19 protein-coding genes, 1 tRNA gene, 1 pseudogene and 2 riboswitches are annotated in these 19977 nt (G+C 34.2%); of the genes and pseudogenes, 13 read left to right on the forward strand and 8 right to left on the reverse strand.

Annotated features, from left to right (window positions below; genetic code table 11):
* Positions 1 to 189 precede the first annotated feature (189 nt).
* The 3 genes from GMB29_RS05425 to GMB29_RS05435 all read left to right on the forward strand — a co-directional run bounded on the left by GMB29_RS05425 (position 190) and on the right by GMB29_RS05435 (position 3776).
* Positions 190 to 1578: an excalibur calcium-binding domain-containing protein gene (locus GMB29_RS05425; protein ID WP_155443839.1), complete on the forward strand. Its 1389-nt coding sequence runs from the start codon at positions 190 to 192 to the stop codon at positions 1576 to 1578.
* Between the two features lie 591 nt (positions 1579 to 2169).
* The gene (locus tag GMB29_RS05430; RefSeq protein ID WP_136355011.1) at positions 2170 to 3429 is read left to right on the forward strand and encodes a hypothetical protein; all 1260 of its coding nucleotides are present in this window, start codon (positions 2170 to 2172) and stop codon (positions 3427 to 3429) included.
* Between the two features lie 275 nt (positions 3430 to 3704).
* Positions 3705 to 3776 (forward strand) — tRNA-Val (locus tag GMB29_RS05435).
* Positions 3777 to 3940: 164 nt separating this feature from the next.
* On the opposite strand, the gene GMB29_RS05440 is transcribed toward GMB29_RS05435, so the two are convergent.
* From GMB29_RS05440 to GMB29_RS05455, 6 genes are all read right to left on the reverse strand, one after another.
* On the reverse strand, positions 3941 to 4327 hold the full coding sequence (locus GMB29_RS05440; protein WP_319941488.1) for a transposase: 387 nt from the start codon (positions 4325 to 4327) through the stop codon (positions 3941 to 3943).
* Entirely contained in the window at positions 4248 to 4439 is a 192-nt protein-coding gene (locus GMB29_RS27605) for an IS110 family transposase (RefSeq protein ID WP_264766594.1), read from the reverse strand. Before GMB29_RS27605 ends, GMB29_RS05440 begins: the two co-directional genes overlap by 80 nt.
* Positions 4440 to 4483: 44 nt before the next feature.
* Positions 4484 to 4618, reverse strand: coding sequence for a hypothetical protein (locus tag GMB29_RS27610; RefSeq protein ID WP_264766595.1), 135 nt, complete (start codon positions 4616 to 4618; stop codon positions 4484 to 4486).
* Between the two features lie 434 nt (positions 4619 to 5052).
* On the reverse strand, positions 5053 to 5709 hold the full coding sequence (locus tag GMB29_RS05445) for a potassium channel family protein (protein WP_136355009.1): 657 nt from the start codon (positions 5707 to 5709) through the stop codon (positions 5053 to 5055).
* Positions 5710 to 5737: 28 nt separating this feature from the next.
* Positions 5738 to 7075, reverse strand: coding sequence for a TrkH family potassium uptake protein (locus GMB29_RS05450; protein ID WP_136355007.1), 1338 nt, complete (start codon positions 7073 to 7075; stop codon positions 5738 to 5740).
* Positions 7076 to 7118: 43 nt separating this feature from the next.
* The gene (locus GMB29_RS05455; RefSeq protein ID WP_136355005.1) at positions 7119 to 8375 is read right to left on the reverse strand and encodes a cation:proton antiporter; all 1257 of its coding nucleotides are present in this window, start codon (positions 8373 to 8375) and stop codon (positions 7119 to 7121) included.
* A 390-nt stretch (positions 8376 to 8765) separates the two neighbouring features.
* Positions 8766 to 8907: riboswitch (cyclic di-AMP (ydaO/yuaA leader) on the forward strand.
* An 83-nt stretch (positions 8908 to 8990) separates the two neighbouring features.
* Positions 8991 to 9131: riboswitch (cyclic di-AMP (ydaO/yuaA leader) on the forward strand.
* 511 nt (positions 9132 to 9642) lie between these two features.
* Between GMB29_RS05455 and kdpF the strand changes: the two genes are divergently transcribed.
* The 8 genes and pseudogenes from kdpF to GMB29_RS27250 all read left to right on the forward strand — a co-directional run.
* Positions 9643 to 9723: a K(+)-transporting ATPase subunit F gene (gene kdpF, locus GMB29_RS27935; RefSeq protein ID WP_136355269.1), complete on the forward strand. Its 81-nt coding sequence runs from the start codon at positions 9643 to 9645 to the stop codon at positions 9721 to 9723.
* Between the two features lie 36 nt (positions 9724 to 9759).
* Entirely contained in the window at positions 9760 to 11418 is a 1659-nt protein-coding gene (kdpA, locus tag GMB29_RS05465) for a potassium-transporting ATPase subunit KdpA (protein WP_406600336.1), read from the forward strand.
* A 15-nt stretch (positions 11419 to 11433) separates the two neighbouring features.
* A complete protein-coding gene (gene kdpB, locus GMB29_RS05470; RefSeq protein ID WP_136355001.1) occupies positions 11434 to 13500 on the forward strand; it encodes a potassium-transporting ATPase subunit KdpB in 2067 nt (688 codons plus the stop codon).
* 54 nt (positions 13501 to 13554) lie between these two features.
* A complete protein-coding gene (gene kdpC / locus GMB29_RS05475) occupies positions 13555 to 14118 on the forward strand; it encodes a potassium-transporting ATPase subunit KdpC (protein ID WP_136354999.1) in 564 nt (187 codons plus the stop codon).
* Positions 14119 to 14165: 47 nt separating this feature from the next.
* Positions 14166 to 15329 carry a KdpD-like non-kinase potassium sensor gene (gene kdpDN, locus GMB29_RS05480; protein ID WP_136354997.1) on the forward strand — a complete coding sequence of 388 codons (1164 nt, stop codon included), beginning with the start codon at positions 14166 to 14168 and terminating at the stop codon, positions 15327 to 15329.
* Between the two features lie 6 nt (positions 15330 to 15335).
* On the forward strand, positions 15336 to 15752 hold the full coding sequence (locus GMB29_RS05485; RefSeq protein WP_136354995.1) for a CBS domain-containing protein: 417 nt from the start codon (positions 15336 to 15338) through the stop codon (positions 15750 to 15752).
* 148 nt (positions 15753 to 15900) lie between these two features.
* Positions 15901 to 16347 carry an NAD-binding protein gene (locus GMB29_RS05490; protein WP_136354993.1) on the forward strand — a complete coding sequence of 149 codons (447 nt, stop codon included), beginning with the start codon at positions 15901 to 15903 and terminating at the stop codon, positions 16345 to 16347.
* Positions 16337 to 16462 (forward strand): annotated as a pseudogene (locus GMB29_RS27250) (AraC family transcriptional regulator); the annotation flags it as partial. The gene GMB29_RS05490 and the pseudogene GMB29_RS27250, both read left to right, overlap by 11 nt.
* 493 nt (positions 16463 to 16955) lie before the next feature.
* Here GMB29_RS27250 and GMB29_RS05495 read toward each other — a convergent pair.
* Positions 16956 to 17435: a hypothetical protein gene (locus GMB29_RS05495; protein ID WP_136354991.1), complete on the reverse strand. Its 480-nt coding sequence runs from the start codon at positions 17433 to 17435 to the stop codon at positions 16956 to 16958.
* Between the two features lie 115 nt (positions 17436 to 17550).
* Here GMB29_RS05495 and GMB29_RS05500 point away from each other — a divergent pair, with 115 nt between their 5' ends.
* Positions 17551 to 18303, forward strand: a complete 753-nt coding sequence (locus GMB29_RS05500; RefSeq protein WP_136354989.1) for a DUF6602 domain-containing protein — start codon at positions 17551 to 17553, stop codon at positions 18301 to 18303.
* A 631-nt stretch (positions 18304 to 18934) separates the two neighbouring features.
* On the opposite strand, the gene GMB29_RS05505 is transcribed toward GMB29_RS05500, so the two are convergent.
* A complete protein-coding gene (locus tag GMB29_RS05505; protein ID WP_136354987.1) occupies positions 18935 to 19156 on the reverse strand; it encodes a hypothetical protein in 222 nt (73 codons plus the stop codon).
* A 444-nt stretch (positions 19157 to 19600) separates the two neighbouring features.
* On the opposite strand from GMB29_RS05505, the gene GMB29_RS05510 reads away from it, so the two are divergent.
* Complete coding sequence (locus tag GMB29_RS05510) at positions 19601 to 19903, forward strand: phage integrase N-terminal SAM-like domain-containing protein (RefSeq protein WP_136354985.1); 303 nt, start codon at positions 19601 to 19603, stop codon at positions 19901 to 19903.
* The last annotated feature ends 74 nt before the right edge of the window (positions 19904 to 19977 follow it).

The following is a 19977-nucleotide window of genomic DNA, read 5'->3' on the forward strand; positions in this document are numbered from 1 at the left end:
CAGGAGTAACTCGCCGTTTTTATGTTAGCAATAACTGAAAAGCATAGGTTTTTTATATCAAAGGAAGTAAGTATTATAAGAGAATAGTAAAAAACTATGAAATTTTAACTATGAATATTACAAATAAAACCATAAGTATACAAAAAAAGTTTATAATAATTAAAGATGATTAAATATGGGGGTTATATTATGCAAAAGTGGATTGGTAAAAGACCTACAATGGGTCAAAAAGCACTGGTTTCAAAGTATGATAAATTATTAATGCAAGCACAAAATACAATCTTAAATCCGACTGAAAAAATTCTAAAAGTTATAGAGGCAGAATGTGATAAAAAAAGTGGTCGTGAACTAGATGGAGTTTTTATTTTAACGACGGAATCTGTTTTATTTATTTCTAAACGTGAACACATGGTTTATAAATATTCACAAATTAGTGATATTGATGTTCGTACCGACGGAAAAGACAAAAATGAGTGGCAGATAACACTTCAGATTGGTCGGTCAAGACGAACATTTGATGATATTAAGAAAAATGATGATAGCCAAGAATTTATTGAAATTTTAGAACATATGATTACAAATCAATCTCAAAAGATTATTACAACTGTTACTCATGATTTTGATTATTTCCTACATGCTGAAACGTTAGAAAATTTACGAAATCGTGAAATTAAAATTACATCATTTCTTATGAAGCGAGATGATATGGGGCATACAAAAAATGGCGAGAGATTATTGCGTGAAAAGCATAAAGATGCTGAACTAATTGTTGAAGGTTTCTATCAAGATAAACAGAAAAAGGGTAACTTTATTGTAGTTGATAATAATGTACTACTATATGAATATGATAATAAGGAACGAAAGGCTAAACAAATTAACAAATGGTCTTATAACTTCTTTACTAATGCAGTTATTGACCACTTTGCAATTAAAACAGTAATTAGTAATGATGAAGGCAAACTAGTACTAAATAGTTCAGGTAAAGATTTTGCTAATATACTGTCAAAAGTTAATATCCCTTTTAAATTTAAAAAAAGAAAATTGCATCAAAAAATACTTGGCTTCCGAAGTGGAAAGTGGTGGAAAAAGACTATTGCTTCGCTTGTTTATTTATTCACTTTGCTAATGATTATTGCAATAGTTTTTGGAGAAGAACCTACGGAAACTGACTCTATTAAATCAACTACTGAGGTATCTGATTCTGAATCAGAGAAGGCTGAAGAAGAGGCTCGTTTAGCAGAGGAACAGCGTAAACAAGAAGAAGAGGCTCGTTTAGCAGAGGAACAGCGTAAACAAGAAGAAGAGGCTAGATTAGCAGAGGAACAGCGTAAACAAGAAGAAGAGGCTCGTTTAGCAGAGGAACAGCGTAAACAAGAAGAAGAGGCTCGTTTAGCAGAGGAACAGCGTAAACAAGAAGAAGAAGCTAGATTAGCAGAGGAACAGGAACAACAGACTAATGTATTTTATAAAAACTGTTCTCAAGCAAAGGCGGCAGGTGCTGCACCAATTCATAAAGGCGAGCCAGGATACGCCAAACACCTTGACAGAGATGGAGATGGAGTTGGCTGTGATAGTTAAAATTGGAGGGATAGGAGTTTAGGCTTTAGTTGTAAAATTCAAGTAAATGATATTGACTAACAATTCAATGAAACAGTCAGCACATAATTTAGTTAAAGGATTATCTTGTTAATGTTTATAAAAGTGTTAGTGAGTATAATAGAAAATTGGTCAAATAGAAAAAGGAATAAAAGAAGGAATAGGAATAGTTTATTAATCTATTTAGTACGATGGGGGTATATTTCCACATTTTAAACCCACTCAATTAAGCTTAAGGTGTATAGTAGGTTAAATCACACATAATGGATTTTAACCGTAGTCAATACGAACCTATTACAAGTAAAGAAAGAAATGTATAGCAATATGATAAAGGGAGCGCTAGTTAGCGCTCTTTTTAGTGGAATTATATAAATATAAACGAATTAAAGATGAAAAGAATAAAGATTTTTAAATTATATAAAAGTATTAGAAAGTCAATAAGGATACTTTTGATTCATAGTTGTATAGTTCATATTTATCTATTATTTCAATTCTATACAAGATTCGACATTATTTCTTTGGTTTATTAAGTACAATAGACATACTTAACAAAGACTGGAGAAGGTGGAAAGATTGAAAAGAAATTTTATCGTCTTGGCGACTTCAATTTTATTAATTTTTATATGCCAAGAAGTGAAAGCGCATCCGGGAAATACTGATAGTTTTGGAAAACATACTTGTCGCACCAATTGCGAAAAATGGGGATTAGAGTATGGTGAGTATCATGGGCATGGTGGAGCGGATAGTTCATCATCTTCTGGTTCAAGTGGTACTTCCTCTGACTCTAATTATTCAAATGATGTTCCAGTTATGACTGAAGAAGAACTAGAAGTTCATTACGAAGAATTACAAAATGAAGGTTATGATATTGGATATCAAAATGGGTATAACGGTGAAGTATTTGTAGATTTTCATGAAGAGAAATATGCTGAATTATCAAACGCTGACTATAGTTGGTATGAAGCAGGCTATGAAGCTGGATATACGGAAGGTGAAGCAAAAAAAGCTGCTGAGATTCAAAAACAACAAGAAGAGGATTATCAAGCAGGAGAGAAAATAGGATTCCAGCAAGGAAAAATAGATTTTGAAAACAAAGTAGTTCAGCAAAATCCACAAACTAACTCCTCCCAAACTGAATATTGGAATAAAGGCTTTGCAGCTGGATACAAAAAAGTTATTCAAGTGATGCAGCAAACTGAAAAAGCAAAAGAAGAAGGGCATCAACAAGGTTTAACACATGAAGACATCAATATCCCTTCTAAATATGCTAGTGAAGACGAAACAAAACAAGCATTTGAAGAAGGCTTTAAAAAAGGTGAGGACGAAAGGATTAAACATTTACAAGAAACATATGAAAAGGAAGGCTATGAAGCAGGGTATAATCAACAGACTTTTACTATTCCTAAAGACGTTCCCGAATTATACAAGATATCCTTTAAGCAAGGATTTGAAAATGGATATAATGCAAAAGAAGATGAAGCATATCAACGAGGTTACGACTTGGCGTTTACAACGACAAAGTATAAAGCTGATGACCAGTATAAAGAATATTCCAATCTTCAAAAGCAACATAAAAATGGATTTGATTCAAATGAAGAAGATGAAGAGTTGCGTGAAGAAGCGTTTGAAGCTGGTAAGAGTGCTGAAGAACTATCGATACCAGTTAAATTTAAGAATAACAATAATGCAGTAAATTTATACAATAAATATTATAAAAAAGGAAAAGAAGAGCGAGAAGAGCGGAATAAACAAATTCTAATTGGTGGTTTAGTATTAGTCCCAACTGGAATTGTTGGGGGGTTTTATCTACATAGAAGAAAATCGAAACAATAAGAAATGTAATTCTGTCTAATTTACAAATAATAATATTTAAAGAGGATTCTTAACTTAAAATCCTCTTTATAATTGACTTTCTAGACTCTCGAATTTAAGGAGTGACTTTTCACTCCAATGTAATCTTCAAAAGACCGATATATTTGATGTAGAGGGTGAGTTTATAGTTGACGGAGTATGATGACCACTTTACAATAAATTATATAACCAATAGAAGGTTAGTGGTCAGTATCTACAAAGTAATGTAAAATTCTTAAAAAACCTACATTTGAAACGACTTGTTAGCTCAGTGGGAGAGCACTTCCTTGACAGGGAAGGGGTCGGGGGTTCAAGTCCCTCACAGGTCATCTGAGATAAAAGCTTCAATTCCTTGGTATATAAGGGATTGGGGCTTTTTTTGTTTTTTATATCGGCACAAAAGTCGTCAATCGCATAACCTTTGGTGCCGATTTGGTGCCGTAACCTTACTTCTGTGGTTATTTCGCAAGCAAGGCATCAATTTGATTAGCTGCTACCCTAGGTTCTCTAGTCTCCGAACCGAATGGCGCACAATAGATACTTGTCTTTGTTTATCAAAATAATCTTCGCCTAAGTCAACATACATTTCTTTTCTGGTTAGAAGGTAATATGCGATTCGCAACATCGCGTGGGCGACTACAATTGCTGCCTTTTTCTTTCCTTTTCGTCCAGCTGTACGTCTATACAGTGCACCGAGATAGTTTTTTGACCCTCTAACTGATTGAGCTGCTTCTGTTAATGCGGATCTTAAATACTTTTTTCCCTTCTTATATCTGCTAGATTTTCTTTTACCTGCGCTCTCATTGTGTCCAGGAAAATAAGGCTGCCCATGAACATAGATGTGCGGCAGTCGGGAATCGGTTTCCAATGTCCGTACCAATTTCAGCTAAGATTTGCTCAGTCATTCTAGTTGCGATACCAGGAATGGAATCGAGTCGTTCTATATCTTCCTGATAAGAGCTTACTCTTTGAGCTATCTCTTGATCCAACATTTCAATTTGCTCACTTAGAAAATCAATATGAGTTAAAATGGTTTTCAAATCAAACGTTGGTGTGGGTTTACATAGCCCCGAAGTGCTAATTCAAGTTCTTCCTTTTTTCGTTTCATTGTACGACGAGCGAAGTTTGCTAGTTTTTCAGGATCGTCTTCACCATTTTTCAATGATAACATCCATTGAAATCTTCCTTTCTGGGCTTGAAAATTGGAGGCTGGTGCAACAATCAGAATTAGGATTAATCTACCATGAGTGCTTCCCGCAAGGGAGCGACAGTTTATGATGCACCGTGGTCGTTGGAGTCAGACTAACGGAAGGGCTCTAAGGCACCATAGTTTATCGACCTTCCTCTTCCAGCCTTAGGAACAGTATCGACGGATTCAATATATTTTCATTCTTTGTGGTGAAGCGCCGATTTTTCGCTTCATGGATGGCTAACTGGGAAGTTTAGTTTAAGAGAGGTTTTTAACTTATATTCATCAATCGGGCCAGATTGTTGAGGAATTATATAAAAAAGATAGGAACTTTTTAGTTAGTGAAGTTCCTATTCATTACCTTTAGAAAAATATATAGATTTAACACAATCTTAATGACTTAAGTTCAAGTTCTGTTATTCTATACTTGAAAAATTAGCTAGATCATCTCTGCTGCCAATCACCACTAATAGATCACCTTCGTGAATCGTCTGTTCTGGAGAAGGAGATATGATGATATCTCCTTCACTAACGATGGCAATGACACTGATATTATATTTGGCACGAATGTCAAGTTCCCGCAGATTTTTCCCAGCCATTTTTGAAGGGATCATGATTTCTTCAATATTGTATTCTTTTGAAAGTTCAATGTAGTTTAGCATATTAGGTGATAAGAGTTGATTAGCAACTCGTTCCCCCATATCCCTTTCAGGATAGATAATCCAATCGGCACCTATACGGTCTAAAACCTTTCCATGACGCTTGCCTAAAGCTTTAGCAATAACTTTTTTAACGCCTAGATCCTTAAGAAGCATAACGGTTAAGATGCTTGCTTGCATATCGTTCCCAATTGCTACAATTACACAATCAAAATTGCGAACCCCTAAGGAAGTTAGTGCTTTCTCATCTGTGGAATCTGCTACGGCAGCATGAGTTACATATAATTCTACATCTTCTACTCGTTCTTCATTCACATCTATTCCCAAAACTTCTTGTCCTGCTTCATTTAATCTTCTAGCTATACTTGTTCCAAATCTACCAAGTCCAATAACAGCATATTGTTTTATAGCCATTCTAAATTCACTCCTGAATGTTAATAAATTATCCAATCATAATCTTTCCCTTTGGATGATGAAAAGCTTCGGATGTACGTCTCTTAGTAATAGCAAAACCAAGGGTTAAAGGTCCTAATCTCCCTGCAAACATTGTTAAAATAATAATTATGCGACCAATAGGAGAAAGCTCTGGAGTTAATCCCATGGATAGACCAACCGTACCAAAAGCAGAGGCAGCTTCAAATAAATACATAATAAAATGTTGCCCCTTATCTGTAATACTTAATAAAAGGGTTACAATAATAACAATGATTAACCCACTTATGGCTACTGTAAATGCTTTTAAAATTGTTTCAATTACAATGCGTCGTTTAAATAAAACTACATCTTCTTTTCCTTTAATTTGGGACCAGAAAGTTGCCATTAATACAGCAAAAGTAGTAATTTTTATACCTCCAGCAGTAGATCCTGGACCGGCTCCAATAAACATTAGAAGTATTGTCAGGAATAAAGTAGAGTGTGTTAAATCTGCAATTGGTAAAGTATTTGAACCAGCAGTTCGTGGAGTAACCCCATGGAACAACGCGCCTAGAAATTTACCAAAGAATGATAAAGGACCTAAGGTATTATCATTTCCATATTCAAATAGGAAGATTAGTATTGTTGAACCCACTGTTAGAATTAGTGTTGTAAACAATACCACTTTCGTATGTATAGAAAGCCGTCGTGTTTCACGGTATTCATAAATTTCGTTCATTACGATAAAGCCTAAACCGCCTAGAGTAATCATAGTACAAACAGTTAATACGACAATCGGATCATCGACATAAGGAGTTAAACTTCGATACTCACCCATTAAATCAAAGCCAGCATTATTAAAATTTGAAATGGCATGAAAAAAGCCATAATAGATTGCTTTTCCGATAGGCATATCGATAGAAAAGCGAATCGATAACAATATTCCACCGATACTTTCAATCAATGCTGTAAAAATCAATATTCGTTTTACCAACTTTACAATTCCTGCAAGGTGGATATTATTAAATGCTTCCTTTAATAATAATCTTTCTTTTAATGAGATTTTTTTTCCTAGTAAAAGAAATAAAAAAGTTGCAAAGGTCATAAACCCTAGTCCACCTACTTGAATAAGTGTTAATATGACCAACTCTCCAAATATTGAAAAGGTATCACCCGTATCAACCACAACAAGACCTGTTACACAAGTTGCAGATGTAGCTGTAAATAAAGCATCAAGAAACAAGAGACCTATTCCATCTTCTGTAGCAATTGGAAGAGTTAAAAGAATTGCTCCAATCATGATAATGGTCGCGAAGCCTAAAACAAGAATCTTTGGAGGATCTAAATATTCTTTTATTTTTATCATTTTTTTACCTACCTAACTAGAATTATTCACTAATTAACCCTTTTTAATTTCTCAAAGCCTTAATAGGTGGTTTTAAAATAAGTCCTAACTTTTTGGCTACATAGCCAGTTGAACTTGCTTGTAAAAGAATAGTAACTAATATTGCTATGAAAGTAACCGATGAAATTTCATTTGCATAGTCAACTCCTGAAGCAACAATCATTCCCGAAAGAGCTGCTGGAATAACACCTGTTTCACGAACCCAGAACATAAAGAAAATTTCATTCCAACTCCATTTTGCTTTACGGTCAGGCAAAGTACACAATAAGACAGTAAGAGGTCTAGCCACAAACATAAAAATTAATACGATAAGTATACCTTGCAACCAAAATTGACTTAGAATATTAAAATTAACTTGTGTACCAAGTAACATGAAAATAAGAGTTCTTAAAAGCAAAGTCAAAGTCTCTGAAAAGTGAAATACAGTTAAATTGTTCTCCTGAGATATTTGAAAACGGAATAATTGAGGGTTTCCTAAAATAAGTCCTGCTGTAAAAGTCGCCATGAAACCACTTGCCTCGATTACTCCTGCAAACAAATAAGAGCTGATTGCTATAACAATGCTTAATATCGTACCATATTTTTTAAATAGTCCCCATTTATGTTCAGCGGTTAAAAAACAGCCAATGAAGCCAAAAAATAATCCTACTAAAATCCCACCACCTGCTTCACGGACAAAACTCCATAGACTTGAGGAAAAGGATAAGTTCGTTTGACCAAGAATGACCCCTAATATAGTAAAAGTTAAAATTGACGCAGTTGCATCATTAAATGCTGATTCACTTTCTACAGTCTGTCTGACCTTTTCCCTAATTGCTACTTGTTTAAAAACAGGAATCAAAGTAGCTGGATCTGTCGATGAAATGACAGATGCTAGTAATAGAGCATATAGTACTGGAAGATCTAATAAATAATATGCACTAATTGCTACAACTATAGCTGTAACTATTACTCCTACTATAGATAAGAGAGAAATGGTCAACCATACTCTTTTAAGTATAGAAAATTGAATAGCTTTGCCACCTTCAAAAAGGATTAAAATAGACCCAATCACAATAATGAATTGATAAGATACTGAATCGATCGGAGCAGTAATTAGGTTTAAGACAGATGGGCCAAGGAAAATACCTACAATCATAAATAGTGCTACATCTGGAATCTTAATACGTTCAGCTATTTTTATTGCTAGAAGTCCAAATATAAAAACCATTGTAATCATATATAGTTCATGTTGAACAATATTCATTACATTTGCTTCCATTATTATCTCCCTCCTTCATTTTCCTCAAATCTTCAATACCCCTAGATTGCACATATAAAGCATAATTAATTAATCATTTACAAAAAAAGAATATAAAGAAAAAACCTCTTATAAAATTTTGAATTTTTACAAATTAATAAAAAATTAACATTATTTTTACATGATAATTTTTAAATTGAAAATTCTTTTAAGTGAATAACGAAATTTATATATCAAATTGAATGCCTTCGAAATACTTCGAAAAATAAAGAAAAATAGAGTATTTCATTTAAAAATATGAGGAAACGGTTTATATTAAGTGTTTTTAAGTGAATTTGATTGAAAATCAGCTTTTTGTACTCTTTACAAACTAAAATTTCCAGGAGTAATATTACTCTCATAAAATTAAATCATTCTTATTCGCTGAGTCTAAAAAGAGCGGGGGAACCAATTCTGTGACACTGTCACTTGGGGTGAATCCTTTTGCAAAGGTAGGGCTACTTCCATGGCCCGAATCCGACAGCTAACCTCGTAAGCGTTAGGGAGAGGATGTGAAACTGGTGATCGAAAAAATCAACTCGACCACGGGGTAGCCCTCTGTGGTCTTTTTTAATCTTTAGTAATTTAATACGTTAATATCTTAAATCGCTGAATCTATAAGAGCGGGGGAACCAATTCTGTGACACTGTCACTTGGGGTGAATCCTTTTGCAAAGGTAGGGCTACTTCTATGGCCCGAATCCGACAGCTAACCTCGTAAGCGTTAAGGAAGAGGGTATTACATTTGGTTTTAAACCCACTGTGTAATACAGCGGGTTTCTTTGTGGTTTATTACTGGTAATTTTTGTAAATTTTAATTGGAGAGGAAAAAATATGCTACTGCGTTTAAGTGGTCTAGAGATAAAAATGATGAAGAAAAATCAAAGAGGAATGAAAAAAATGCGAAGATAGCGTGTTCAATAGTTTAACAGATTAATCAAAAAAAGATTACATTTCATCTATGTTTTACCTGAAAATAAAAATTGAAAGAGGCGACAAAAATGGCTGATGAAAAAGGATGGGTTACAAAAACATAGAGCTCACGTATGCAGAAGCCCTTTACTAATCTTGAAGAAAATCATGTCGTATATACAAATGATTGAACTATTGACTTCTTAATTGAAGAATAAACAGGAGGATTTTATGTTTGATATTTTAATGATTATTGTGATTGGTTCATTAGCTGCATCTATGTATGGCTTAGCGAAGTGGTCAGAAGGGACAATTTCTAAAAAAAGTGGTGATCAATCATGATTTCCTTATTATTTGGAGTCTCTATCATTTTAATGATTTACCTAACCTACGTATTATTAAACCCTGAAAAATTCTAGTTTTAAACGGAGGGAAAAACATTGGTTTTAACGCTTATTTCAATAGCTTTTACTTTATTAATCATCTTTCTGATAGCAAAACCTGTTGGTTTATATATAGCAAGTGTTTTTGATTATCAGCATTCCAAGATGGATAAGTTCTTCTTACCTATAGAAAAACTTTTTTATAAGATTGGCGGAGTTAAAGAAGATAACCAATCGTGGAAGCAGTATGCGATTACACTTGTTGGTGTAAATACCTTTATGATTTTACTGGTCTACTTTGTTTTTAGATTACAAGGAGTACTGCCTTTAAATCCAAGCAATATAGCAGGCATGGATCCAACATTAGCTTTTAACACAGCGATTAGTTTCATGACTAACACAAACTTGCAACATTACAGTGGTGAGAGTGGATTATCTTATTTATCACAGTTAATCGGTATCTTGTTTATGATGTTTGTTGCACCAGGAACAGCCCTTGCAGTTGCGATTGCTTTTATCCGCGGGTTAACTGGTAAAGAAATAGGAAATTTCTTTGTCGATTTAATTCGATCCATTACTCGTGTTTTATTACCAATAGCTTTTATTACAAGTTTCATATTTATTGCATTAGGCGTACCACAAACACTAGACCCAACAATTACGGCAAAAACGATTGAGGGAATCGAACAACATATTGCAATGGGGCCTGTCGGTTCTTTCTTATCAATAAAAGAGTTGGGTAACAATGGTGGCGGATTCTTTGGAGTTAACTCTGCACATCCATTTGAAAATCCAAATGCAATAAGTAACGTGTTACAAATTATTCTAATGTTTTTATTGCCTGTTGCTCTTCCATATACGTATGGAAAAATGGTAGGGAATCTTAAGCAAGGCAGAGTTTTATTCGTCTCAATGGCGATGATTTTCCTAGTTTTCCTTGGGACATCTCTTTATCAAGAATATAAAGGAAATCCAGCTTTAAATGAATTAGGTATCTCTGCTGAACAAGGAAGCATGGAAGGTAAAGAGGTTCGATTTGGGACAGCACAGTCTATTTTTTATGCCATTACAACGACTGCTACAGAAACTGGTGCAGTTAATACGATGCATGATACTTTAACACCATTAACAGGGATGCTCGCTCTATCAAACATGCTCTTAAACATTGTTTTTGGGGGTGTTGGTGCAGGGTTTGTGAATATAATCATGTACGTGATGATTGCTGTATTCTTATCAGGTCTAATGGTCGGTAGAACTCCTGAATACTTCGGTAAGAAAATTGAAGGAAAAGAAATGAAGCTTATTGCTCTTACATTATTGATTTCTCCTTTCTTAATTTTAGGGGGTTCAGCGTTGGCCTTATTTACACCGTTAGGTAGTGATGGAATCTCTAATCCTGGTTATCACGGAATCACACAGGTTTTATATGAATTTACATCCTCAGCTGCAAACAACGGTTCAGGATTTGAAGGTCTTGGAGATGCGACACCATTCTGGAACATATCAACTGGAATTGTCATGTTTATTGGAAGGTTCTTTGGATTCGTCACAATGTTAGCTGTTGCAGGATCGTTAGCTTCCAAAAGATTGGTTCCAGAAACAGTTGGGACATTTAAAACAGATACTTCATTATTTGGGATTCTATTTATTGTTGCAGTATTTATCGTTGGAGCCCTAACATTTTTCCCAGTATTAGTATTGGGACCAGTCGCTGAATACCTGACTTTGTAAAGGTGGAGGAAAATCATGAGTCAACTTTTTGTGGAAAGCGAAAATAAATTACAAAAGAAAGCATCATTAATGAACAAAGAATTGATTATACAAGCTGTTAAAGAATCCTTTGTGAAACTAGATCCAAGAATCATGATAAAAAATCCGATTATGTTCATAGTTGAAATTGGTTTTTTGATTACTCTAATCATGTGTTTTGCACCGAATGCTTTTGGAAAAAGTGATGTTGAGCTTTGGTTCAATATTGTTGTTTCCTTTATTCTTCTTTTTACCGTGCTTTTTGGTAACTTTTCAGAAGCCATTGCAGAAGGGCGAGGGAAAGCCCAAGCCAGTTCATTAAAACAATCAAAAAAAGAGATTAGTGCAAACCGTTTGCTAGATAGCGGAATAATTGAAGAAGTCCCTTCAACTCAACTTAGAAAAGGTGACATTGTCATTGTAAAACAAGGTGAGATGATACCAGGGGATGGTGAAGTAATCGGAGGCTTAGCATCTGTAGATGAGTCTGCAATTACAGGCGAATCAGCTCCCGTCATTAAAGAAGCTGGTGGAGATTTTAACTCTGTTACTGGTGGTACACGTGTGGTAAGTGATCAGATTACAGTAAGAATTACAAATAATCCTGGGGAATCATTTCTCGATCGAATGATCTCATTAGTTGAAGGCGCAGAGCGCCAAAAAACACCGAATGAAATTGCATTAAATACAGTGTTAACAAGTTTAACATTAATCTTTCTAATTGTTGTTGTAACGCTGCCTTTCTTTACTCAATATCTTGGCTTTAATATAGAAGTCCCTGTGCTCATTTCCCTTCTTGTTTGTTTAATCCCAACAACCATTGGTGGATTACTTTCAGCCATTGGGATCGCAGGAATGGACCGAGTGACACAGTTCAATGTGCTAGCTATGTCAGGGAAAGCAGTAGAAGCAGCAGGTGATATCAATACAATTATCTTAGATAAAACAGGTACCATTACATTTGGAAATCGGATGGCAAGTGAATTTGTACTAGTTAGTCAAGCAGACGAAAATGAATTTATACAGTGGCTCGCAATAAGTTCATTAAAAGATGAAACTCCTGAAGGTCGTTCTATTATTGAACTTCTTAAAAAGCAAAACAAGACTTTTGATGAAAGTGTTTCTCAAAATGCGGAGATTATAGAGTTTAAAGCAGAGACTCGAATGAGTGGAATGGACTTAACAGATGGAAGAAAAGTGCGAAAAGGTGCCGTGGATGCAGTAAAAGAATGGGTTGCTTCTCAAGGGGGAATTGTACCAAAAGATTTGGATGAAAAAACAAATCGAATCTCAAAGGAAGGTGGCACACCACTTGCAGTAGCCATTAACAATCAAATACTAGGATTAATTTATCTAAAAGATACTGTAAAACCTGGGATGAGAGAACGCTTTGAGCAGTTGAGAAAAATGGGAATTAAGTCAGTCATGTGTACAGGAGACAACCCTTTAACAGCTGCAACTATTGCAAAAGAAGCTGGTGTAGATGAATTTATTGCAGAATGTAAGCCAGAAGATAAAATTGATGTTATAAAATATGAACAATCACAAGGAAAACTTGTTGCAATGACTGGAGACGGAACGAATGATGCTCCTGCCTTGGCACAGGCTGATGTTGGCTTGGCTATGAATAGTGGAACAACAGCAGCGAAGGAAGCAGCGAATATGATTGATCTTGATTCAAATCCCACAAAATTAATTGAGGTTGTTTCAATCGGGAAACAACTGTTGATGACAAGAGGGGCTTTAACAACATTCAGTATTGCAAATGATATTGCGAAATATTTTGCAATTATTCCAGCGATGTTTATGATTGCAATACCTGAAATGGATGTTCTTAACATTATGCAATTAGAATCGCCGATATCTGCAATCCTTTCGGCACTCATTTTTAATGCCATCATTATTCCCCTCCTCATTCCACTTGCGATGAAAGGGGTAGCATACAAGCCGATGAGTTCCAATTCATTGTTAAAAAGAAACATGTTTATCTATGGCTTTGGTGGTGTTATTGTTCCATTCATCGGAATTAAATTAATCGACGTAGCAGTAGGATTAATTATTTAATTTGAGGGGGGATTCCCCCTCTCCTCAATAAGATAAATTGAAAGGAAGATCAGAATGATAGGAACGATTGTTAGAACAAGCTTGCTGCTAATGTTTTCGTGTGGACTTTTGTACCCTCTCGTTGTAACGGGGATTGCAAAGGTCACAATGCCACATCAAGCAAATGGCAGTCTTCTATATAATGAAGAAAAAGAAGTAATTGGATCAGAGCTAATTGGCCAACAATTTACGACTCCAGGTTTTTTTCATTCACGTGTTTCAAGCATTGAATATGATGCAGCCGGGTCTGGATCAAATAACTATGCACCGTCCAATACAGAAATGATTTCTCGGACAAAAGAATTAATTATAGATTGGAAAAAAGCGAACCCTGATGTACCAATAGATCAATTGCCAATTGACTTAATAACTAACTCAGGTTCAGGTTTAGATCCACACATAAGTCCTGAAGCAGCAATAGCACAAATACCAAGAATCGTATCTGCAACAGGTTTATCAAATGATGATCTAAACAAATTAGTTGATAAACATACAGAAAATAAAGAACTAGGGATGTTTGGAGAGGATAGGGTCAATGTACTAAAACTTAATCTTGACTTGGCTAAACTAATTCAATAATGATCTAACCTCGGTTTTGACCGAGGCTCTTTTCAGGAGATGATGAGTTGGGAAAAAAGCATCCTTATTTTAGAAGAAAGACCCCAGAAGAAATTCTTAAGGAAATACAAGACGAAAGCAGAGGCAAATTAAAATTATATATTGGGGCTGCTCCTGGTGTAGGTAAAACATATAAAATGCTGCAAGATGCACATGATTTAGTCTCGGAAGGATTCGATGTAGTCATCGGATTAATCGAAACCCATGGCAGGGTTGAAACAGAGAAACAAATAAAGAATCTTGAGCATGTTCCTCTTAAAGAAATCACTTATAAAAACAAGATGTTCTTTGAGCTAAATGTAGAAGGGGTTATAGAACGAAAGCCCGATATTGTGGTTGTTGACGAACTAGCTCATACAAATATTAAAGGATCAAATAATGTAAAGCGTTATTTGGATGTAGAAGAGATTCTAACTGCGGGTATTGATGTGATGTCAGCAGTAAATATTCAGCACATGGAGAGTGTGCACGATATCGTTGAAAATATAACAGGTATTAGAGTTCGAGAGAGAATACCAGATACCTTTGTAGATAAAGCAAATGAAATACAACTTATCGATGTAACACCTATTACTTTGCGTAAAAGGCTTTCAGAAGGGAAAATCTACACAAAAGAAAAAATCATGCAAAGTTTAACTAATTTTTTTACTGAAGCCAATCTTTCTGCTCTTAGGGAATTGGCCTTAAGAGAAGTTGCTGATGATGTAGATGAAAAAATTGAACAAAAAAACGGTCATTCTTTTAAAGGACCGATTGGTCTTCACGAAAAGATATTAGTTTGTGTTCAATACAGCCAAACTGCAGAGAAGCTAATTCGAAGAGGTTGGAGAATGGCCAACCGATTAAAGGCTGAGCTTTATGTCTTAAATGTTGTAAATCAAGACCCACTTAATATGACAAACTTGATGAAACAAAAAATTGATTACTGGAGAGAGTTGTGTGAACAACTAAATGCTAACTTTATTCTTGAACAAAAAGGAAAAAGTAAACCTTCGAAGGTCATTGTAGAAGTTGCAAAAAGGCATTTTATCACTCAAATCTTACTAGGACAATCTGCTAGAACGAGATGGGAAGAAATTACAAAGGGATCAATTGTAAATGAAATCATGAGAGATACCACGAATATTGACATTCACATTGTAGCTGATAGCAAGTCAATAAAGGAGGATTAGTCCATTATGAATGTTGCCTTTTTCTTAATTCCAAAAAGTGAAGTAACTTATGTCTATGAACATTGGACAATGAGACAAGCAATTGAAAAAATGGAGTATCATCGATATGCTGCTGTTCCGATTTTAGATAAAAATGGCCACTATTTGGGTACATTAACAGAAGGTGACCTTTTATGGAAATTAAAAAACTCTGAATACCTAGACTTTCAGCATACTCATAAAGTCATGCTAAGAGATGTATCCCTTCATACAAAATATGAACCTATCTCAGTAAATAGTGAAATTGAGAATATAGTGAATACTTCTTTAAATCAAAATTTTGTCCCAGTTGTTGATGATTATGGAGTTTTTATTGGAATTATCAGAAGAAGAGAGATTATTGAGCTACTCTCTAATTTACTAGAGAATCAAATTAAGACATAGGTGTATTATAAAATGCAAACCGTGTAATTCCACTTGTAAAAACAGATATAGATAAATGCAAAATGCACTTAGATTTTGCTCATTAATTTATTAGTTTTTTGTATAAGAATATTAAGGGGAAATTGACTTATTCGTTAGGAGCAAAAAAATGAGTGGGAATAATCTAAATAATATAATCGTTATAGGTTGGAACAGTTGTTCATATGAAGTCATTAATTTCATAAATAAAGTAAATAACAATGCTAAGATTACATTAATAGATAACACAATGGATGAGTATCCACTTTCCTTTGTAAAATTAATAAAAGGAAATCCTATTGAAAGAAATAATTTAATTGATGCAAATATACATTCTGCAGATTTTATTGTTATTACAGCTAACCAACAAAAGAATGAAAGAGATGCTGATGAACAAACTCTTATTAATCTTTTAACGATAAGAACCATGAACGAGACAGCCTATTGCATAGTCCAAACAATGTTAAGGAAAAATATTCAACATGTTAAAAATGCAGGTGCTGATGAAGTGATATATACGAATGATCTTATCGGTAGAAGGTTAACTTTTAGTGTCTTAACAAAGAAACTACGATAACTCTTTTAGAATTGAAGAGCTTACAGAAATAGCAAATATGAGTGTATCTCGCTACATAGGCTCTTTTAAAGAGGCTACTGCAATGAGCCCTATTCAATTCCAAAAACAACTGAGATTTTTAATGCTCCATTCGAATATCGTCTAGACACTAAAATAAAGTAGAACTATTAATGGAACATGGATTAAAAGTGGTTTTTAAATTCAGCATTTGGCTCAATAAGAAAGATAAAAAGGAATTGACATTCTTCAGTTCTTTCTAGTTTATTACAGCATTAATTCAGGATCAATCATTAGTGGGAAAAATTCACTTAAACTATTGGGGGCATGAGTGGAAGAATAAAAATAGGAACAAGTAGTATTTTTAAACAATATGACCGCTCATAACAGCAATTATAAGCGTCTAACTTTTGAGATTTGTTAGACATATGGATAAATAGTTCAGCAAGATTACAGGAGAAGATTCAATGGTTTTTATCCAAATTAAACTGTGAATGTTATGGAATTTATCTTTGTCTCAATTATTGAAATTGTATAAAAAAACCACTCATATATAATTTATGAGTGGTTTTTATAGTGATATAAAAGTATTATATAGTTAATTTCATAAATTATTTTTGTGTAATTTGAGCACCGCCGGTTATAGTAATCTTTGCCCCTTTGCCAACGTTAATACTCGTTCCCCCAGTAGATAAGATAGTACCGCCTGCAACGGTAGTAGTACCTGTAGCAGCGTTACTTCCTCCTGTGCGTAAAACAGGAGCCTGTAGGGTGGTGTTTTCGATTGTAACTTGTCCATGAGAGTGGTCGAACCTTATCCCTTTTAAAGCCTCAATGAGTAATTTTTCCTCTAGGCCCCCTTGAACGCTTACAGAACCATCACTTGCATTAACATCTATTACTCCAACTGCTTCTTGAAAAATAGATTCAATTTCTTGTGTAGTAGTAGCATTCTCAAGTCTCATTTGTAAATCAGGATTGACCTTAAAAACCCTTTTAAAAACCTTTTCAATTGTTGGTGCGGTAAAAGTAGTAAAATAATTTGATAGTAAACTCATGACCGTAGGGTCTAATGCATTAAAGTCAACCATACTATCTCTCCAATCTTCTTGATATAATAAATAACATGGAAAATTATATCAAAAATTCCAGTGTATATCTATTTATTCATAAAAATTAAAATATATAAATTAAAGGTGGAGTATAGTGAGATTAGAACATCTATTTCAAGCATTCTCTCGTGAAATGATTGATGAATTAAAAGTGTTAGCTGCTGTTCAAAAAGGCATGATTACCGAAGAGACAATCAAAACCTTCCTAAATAACCATTTACCAAGTAAATATTCAATTGGAGCGGGGTACGTTGTTGCTCACGATGGACAAAGTACTGGGCAGTTAGATTGCGTAATCTTTGCCCATGCAAGCTGTCCTTTGTGGTATAACAAAAAGTATCAAATTCTTCCTTCGGAAAGTGTGTGTGCTGTTCTTGAAATTAAACAAAAATTAACTATAGAACGTGTAAAAGATGCTATTAAAATTATTAGTGGGGTACGGAGATTGCCGAAACTAGATGGTTATCGTCCTATAGGTCCTGATATTAAGGTCTCAGGTACAAACCCCCAAACTTTTGGTGTTATTTTTGCATTTGAAACAAATGTTAGCTTAAAGCAACTTAAAAACGAACTAAATAAATTTAATGAATCGGTTCATTATAAGGAAAGACCTTCTTTAGTTTGTATACTTAATCAGGGAATACTGTTAAATATCAACAGGAAAACAAGTGAAGTTAGTCTTATTCCAGATGAAGATTCAGTATTTGCTTCTGTTGAAGCGAGTTCAGACAGCTTTTTATTATTTTTTTTATTTTTGACTACATATTTAAATCAAATAGAAGTTATCCCACCCGATTTAAGTAAATATATTCAAGGTTATATGCAACAGTTTAAGGTTGAGATTTAACCTTATTATTGACTTCTTCTTGAAAAAAGCTGGAACTATTAATTTATTATAAAGCTTTACCATATCAACTTGTAGAGAACTTTTTACTGGTATCATATTTGGTGCCATTGATATATTAGGTAAGACATATCAAAAATTAAAGGAAATGCTCATATATCAACGATTTGCAAATAGTGCAGGTCTTACCTATATGTATGGTTTTTGCATTGACAGGGTAAAGGTCAATTTTAAAGTGGGGATTAATACATGGAGGGTGCATGAAAAGCACATCATAAATTTGTTCACACTGTAACACAATACATGAAAAATATTGCCACAATCCTTATAGTTAATATAAATGAGAATGTATAGTTATGGTTTGTCAATTGAATTAAGCTTGTGACATCAAACCATTTGCTTTTTATTTGGTAATATTTTATATTTATGTTAGAAGGCGGTCACCTATCTCGAGGGTGGTACTAATAGAGTAATTTATACAGCTTTGGTCGGCAGGGTGGATTACTTTTTTATGAGAATCCCTTTTAGTGAAAAATTACCAAGAGGGATTTGTATGTAACAATAGTAGAACAATTCTATAATTCTTTAATAACTATAAGTTTCTTTCCACTTCTTTTATTATACTCCTTTGCAATTAACTCAATATATTTTTCTTCAATCCAGCAAGGTCTTCCTTCTGTATATTTAATGAAATGCATAGAATAATACTAATTTTCTCTCCAAAAAATTTCTTTTCAAATAGTTTCTCTGGAAAGACAATACTCTTAATTACTTCACCATATTCTTTATTTATTATTAAAAAATCATTATAATATCCTAAATCCAATTCGAAATTACATAAATTTGATTTTTTCACCATACCTTCACCAACAATTTTTAATGTATCAACACACCAAACAATAATATTTCCCTCCTGATTTTATTATCCTATAGAAGCTTGTCACTTCAACCTTTGAAGACTATAATTGTGGTGCCAATATTGGTGCCGAAAATGGTGCCATTCAATTTATCAGGTACAACCTATTAAAAATGATTATTTTAAAAAGCCTGATATATCAATGTTTTTGAAATATAAAAGGTTATTCCAATAATAAATAAAATATATAATGCTTATAGATTCTCCTTGACAGGGAAGGGGTCGGGGTTCAAGTCCCTCACAGGTCATCAACCCTTGGTACTACTGAGCTTTTCTCTCTGAAGAGAGGGAATTTGCACAGAGTCCAACTTGTGAACAAAAAAAGCCTTCTTAGTGAACGCTGTACGGTTTAATCCAAACAGTGAAACTAAGGAGGTTTTTTTCATGGCTTCAATTGAAATGATGGAAAAAGATTTTATGGCTGAGAAGAAATTTGAGGGGGTGACTGAGAACAGTTTAACGAGTTACGTCAACTTCTTCAAAGGTTGGAATGAGTGGTTAAGACAAGAGGGTATTGAGAGAGTAGACCAGCTAAACAGTAGAAATTCAAAAGCTTTCCTCTTGTATTGTATTGAGGAGAGAGGGAACAAACCTAAAACAGTGAACACCAAGCTTAAACTCATGAGAGCTTTTACAAGATGGCTTAATGAGGAACAAGTCACTGCTACTTCTCACCTCATACTCTGAGAAATTACTTCATTAAAGGAGTCCTTAAGGGTGGGTTAAATCTGAGACAGGCTCAACTCCTAGCAAGACACTCT

This window comes from Metabacillus sediminilitoris (assembly GCF_009720625.1).
GTDB classification, from domain to species: Bacteria; Bacillota; Bacilli; order Bacillales; family Bacillaceae; genus Metabacillus; species Metabacillus sediminilitoris.

Excerpts from the sequence above, each read along its gene's own strand:
- GMB29_RS05425 (WP_155443839.1), top strand. The coding sequence starts at position 190 with ATGCAAAAGTGGATTGGTAAAAGACCTACAATGGGTCAAAAAGCACTG.
- GMB29_RS27605 (WP_264766594.1), bottom strand. The coding sequence starts at position 4,439 with ATGTTGGATCAAGAGATAGCTCAAAGAGTAAGCTCTTATCAGGAAGAT.
- GMB29_RS27610 (WP_264766595.1), bottom strand. The coding sequence starts at position 4,618 with ATGTTATCATTGAAAAATGGTGAAGACGATCCTGAAAAACTAGCAAAC.
- GMB29_RS05445 (WP_136355009.1), bottom strand. The coding sequence starts at position 5,709 with ATGGCTATAAAACAATATGCTGTTATTGGACTTGGTAGATTTGGAACA.
- GMB29_RS05450 (WP_136355007.1), bottom strand. The coding sequence starts at position 7,075 with ATGATAAAAATAAAAGAATATTTAGATCCTCCAAAGATTCTTGTTTTA.
- GMB29_RS05455 (WP_136355005.1), bottom strand. The coding sequence starts at position 8,375 with ATGGAAGCAAATGTAATGAATATTGTTCAACATGAACTATATATGATT.
- kdpF (WP_136355269.1), top strand. The coding sequence starts at position 9,643 with ATGATTTCCTTATTATTTGGAGTCTCTATCATTTTAATGATTTACCTA.
- kdpB (WP_136355001.1), top strand. The coding sequence starts at position 11,434 with ATGAGTCAACTTTTTGTGGAAAGCGAAAATAAATTACAAAAGAAAGCA.
- kdpC (WP_136354999.1), top strand. The coding sequence starts at position 13,555 with ATGATAGGAACGATTGTTAGAACAAGCTTGCTGCTAATGTTTTCGTGT.
- GMB29_RS05485 (WP_136354995.1), top strand. The coding sequence starts at position 15,336 with ATGAATGTTGCCTTTTTCTTAATTCCAAAAAGTGAAGTAACTTATGTC.
- GMB29_RS05490 (WP_136354993.1), top strand. The coding sequence starts at position 15,901 with ATGAGTGGGAATAATCTAAATAATATAATCGTTATAGGTTGGAACAGT.
- GMB29_RS05495 (WP_136354991.1), bottom strand. The coding sequence starts at position 17,435 with ATGGTTGACTTTAATGCATTAGACCCTACGGTCATGAGTTTACTATCA.
- GMB29_RS05510 (WP_136354985.1), top strand. The coding sequence starts at position 19,601 with ATGGCTTCAATTGAAATGATGGAAAAAGATTTTATGGCTGAGAAGAAA.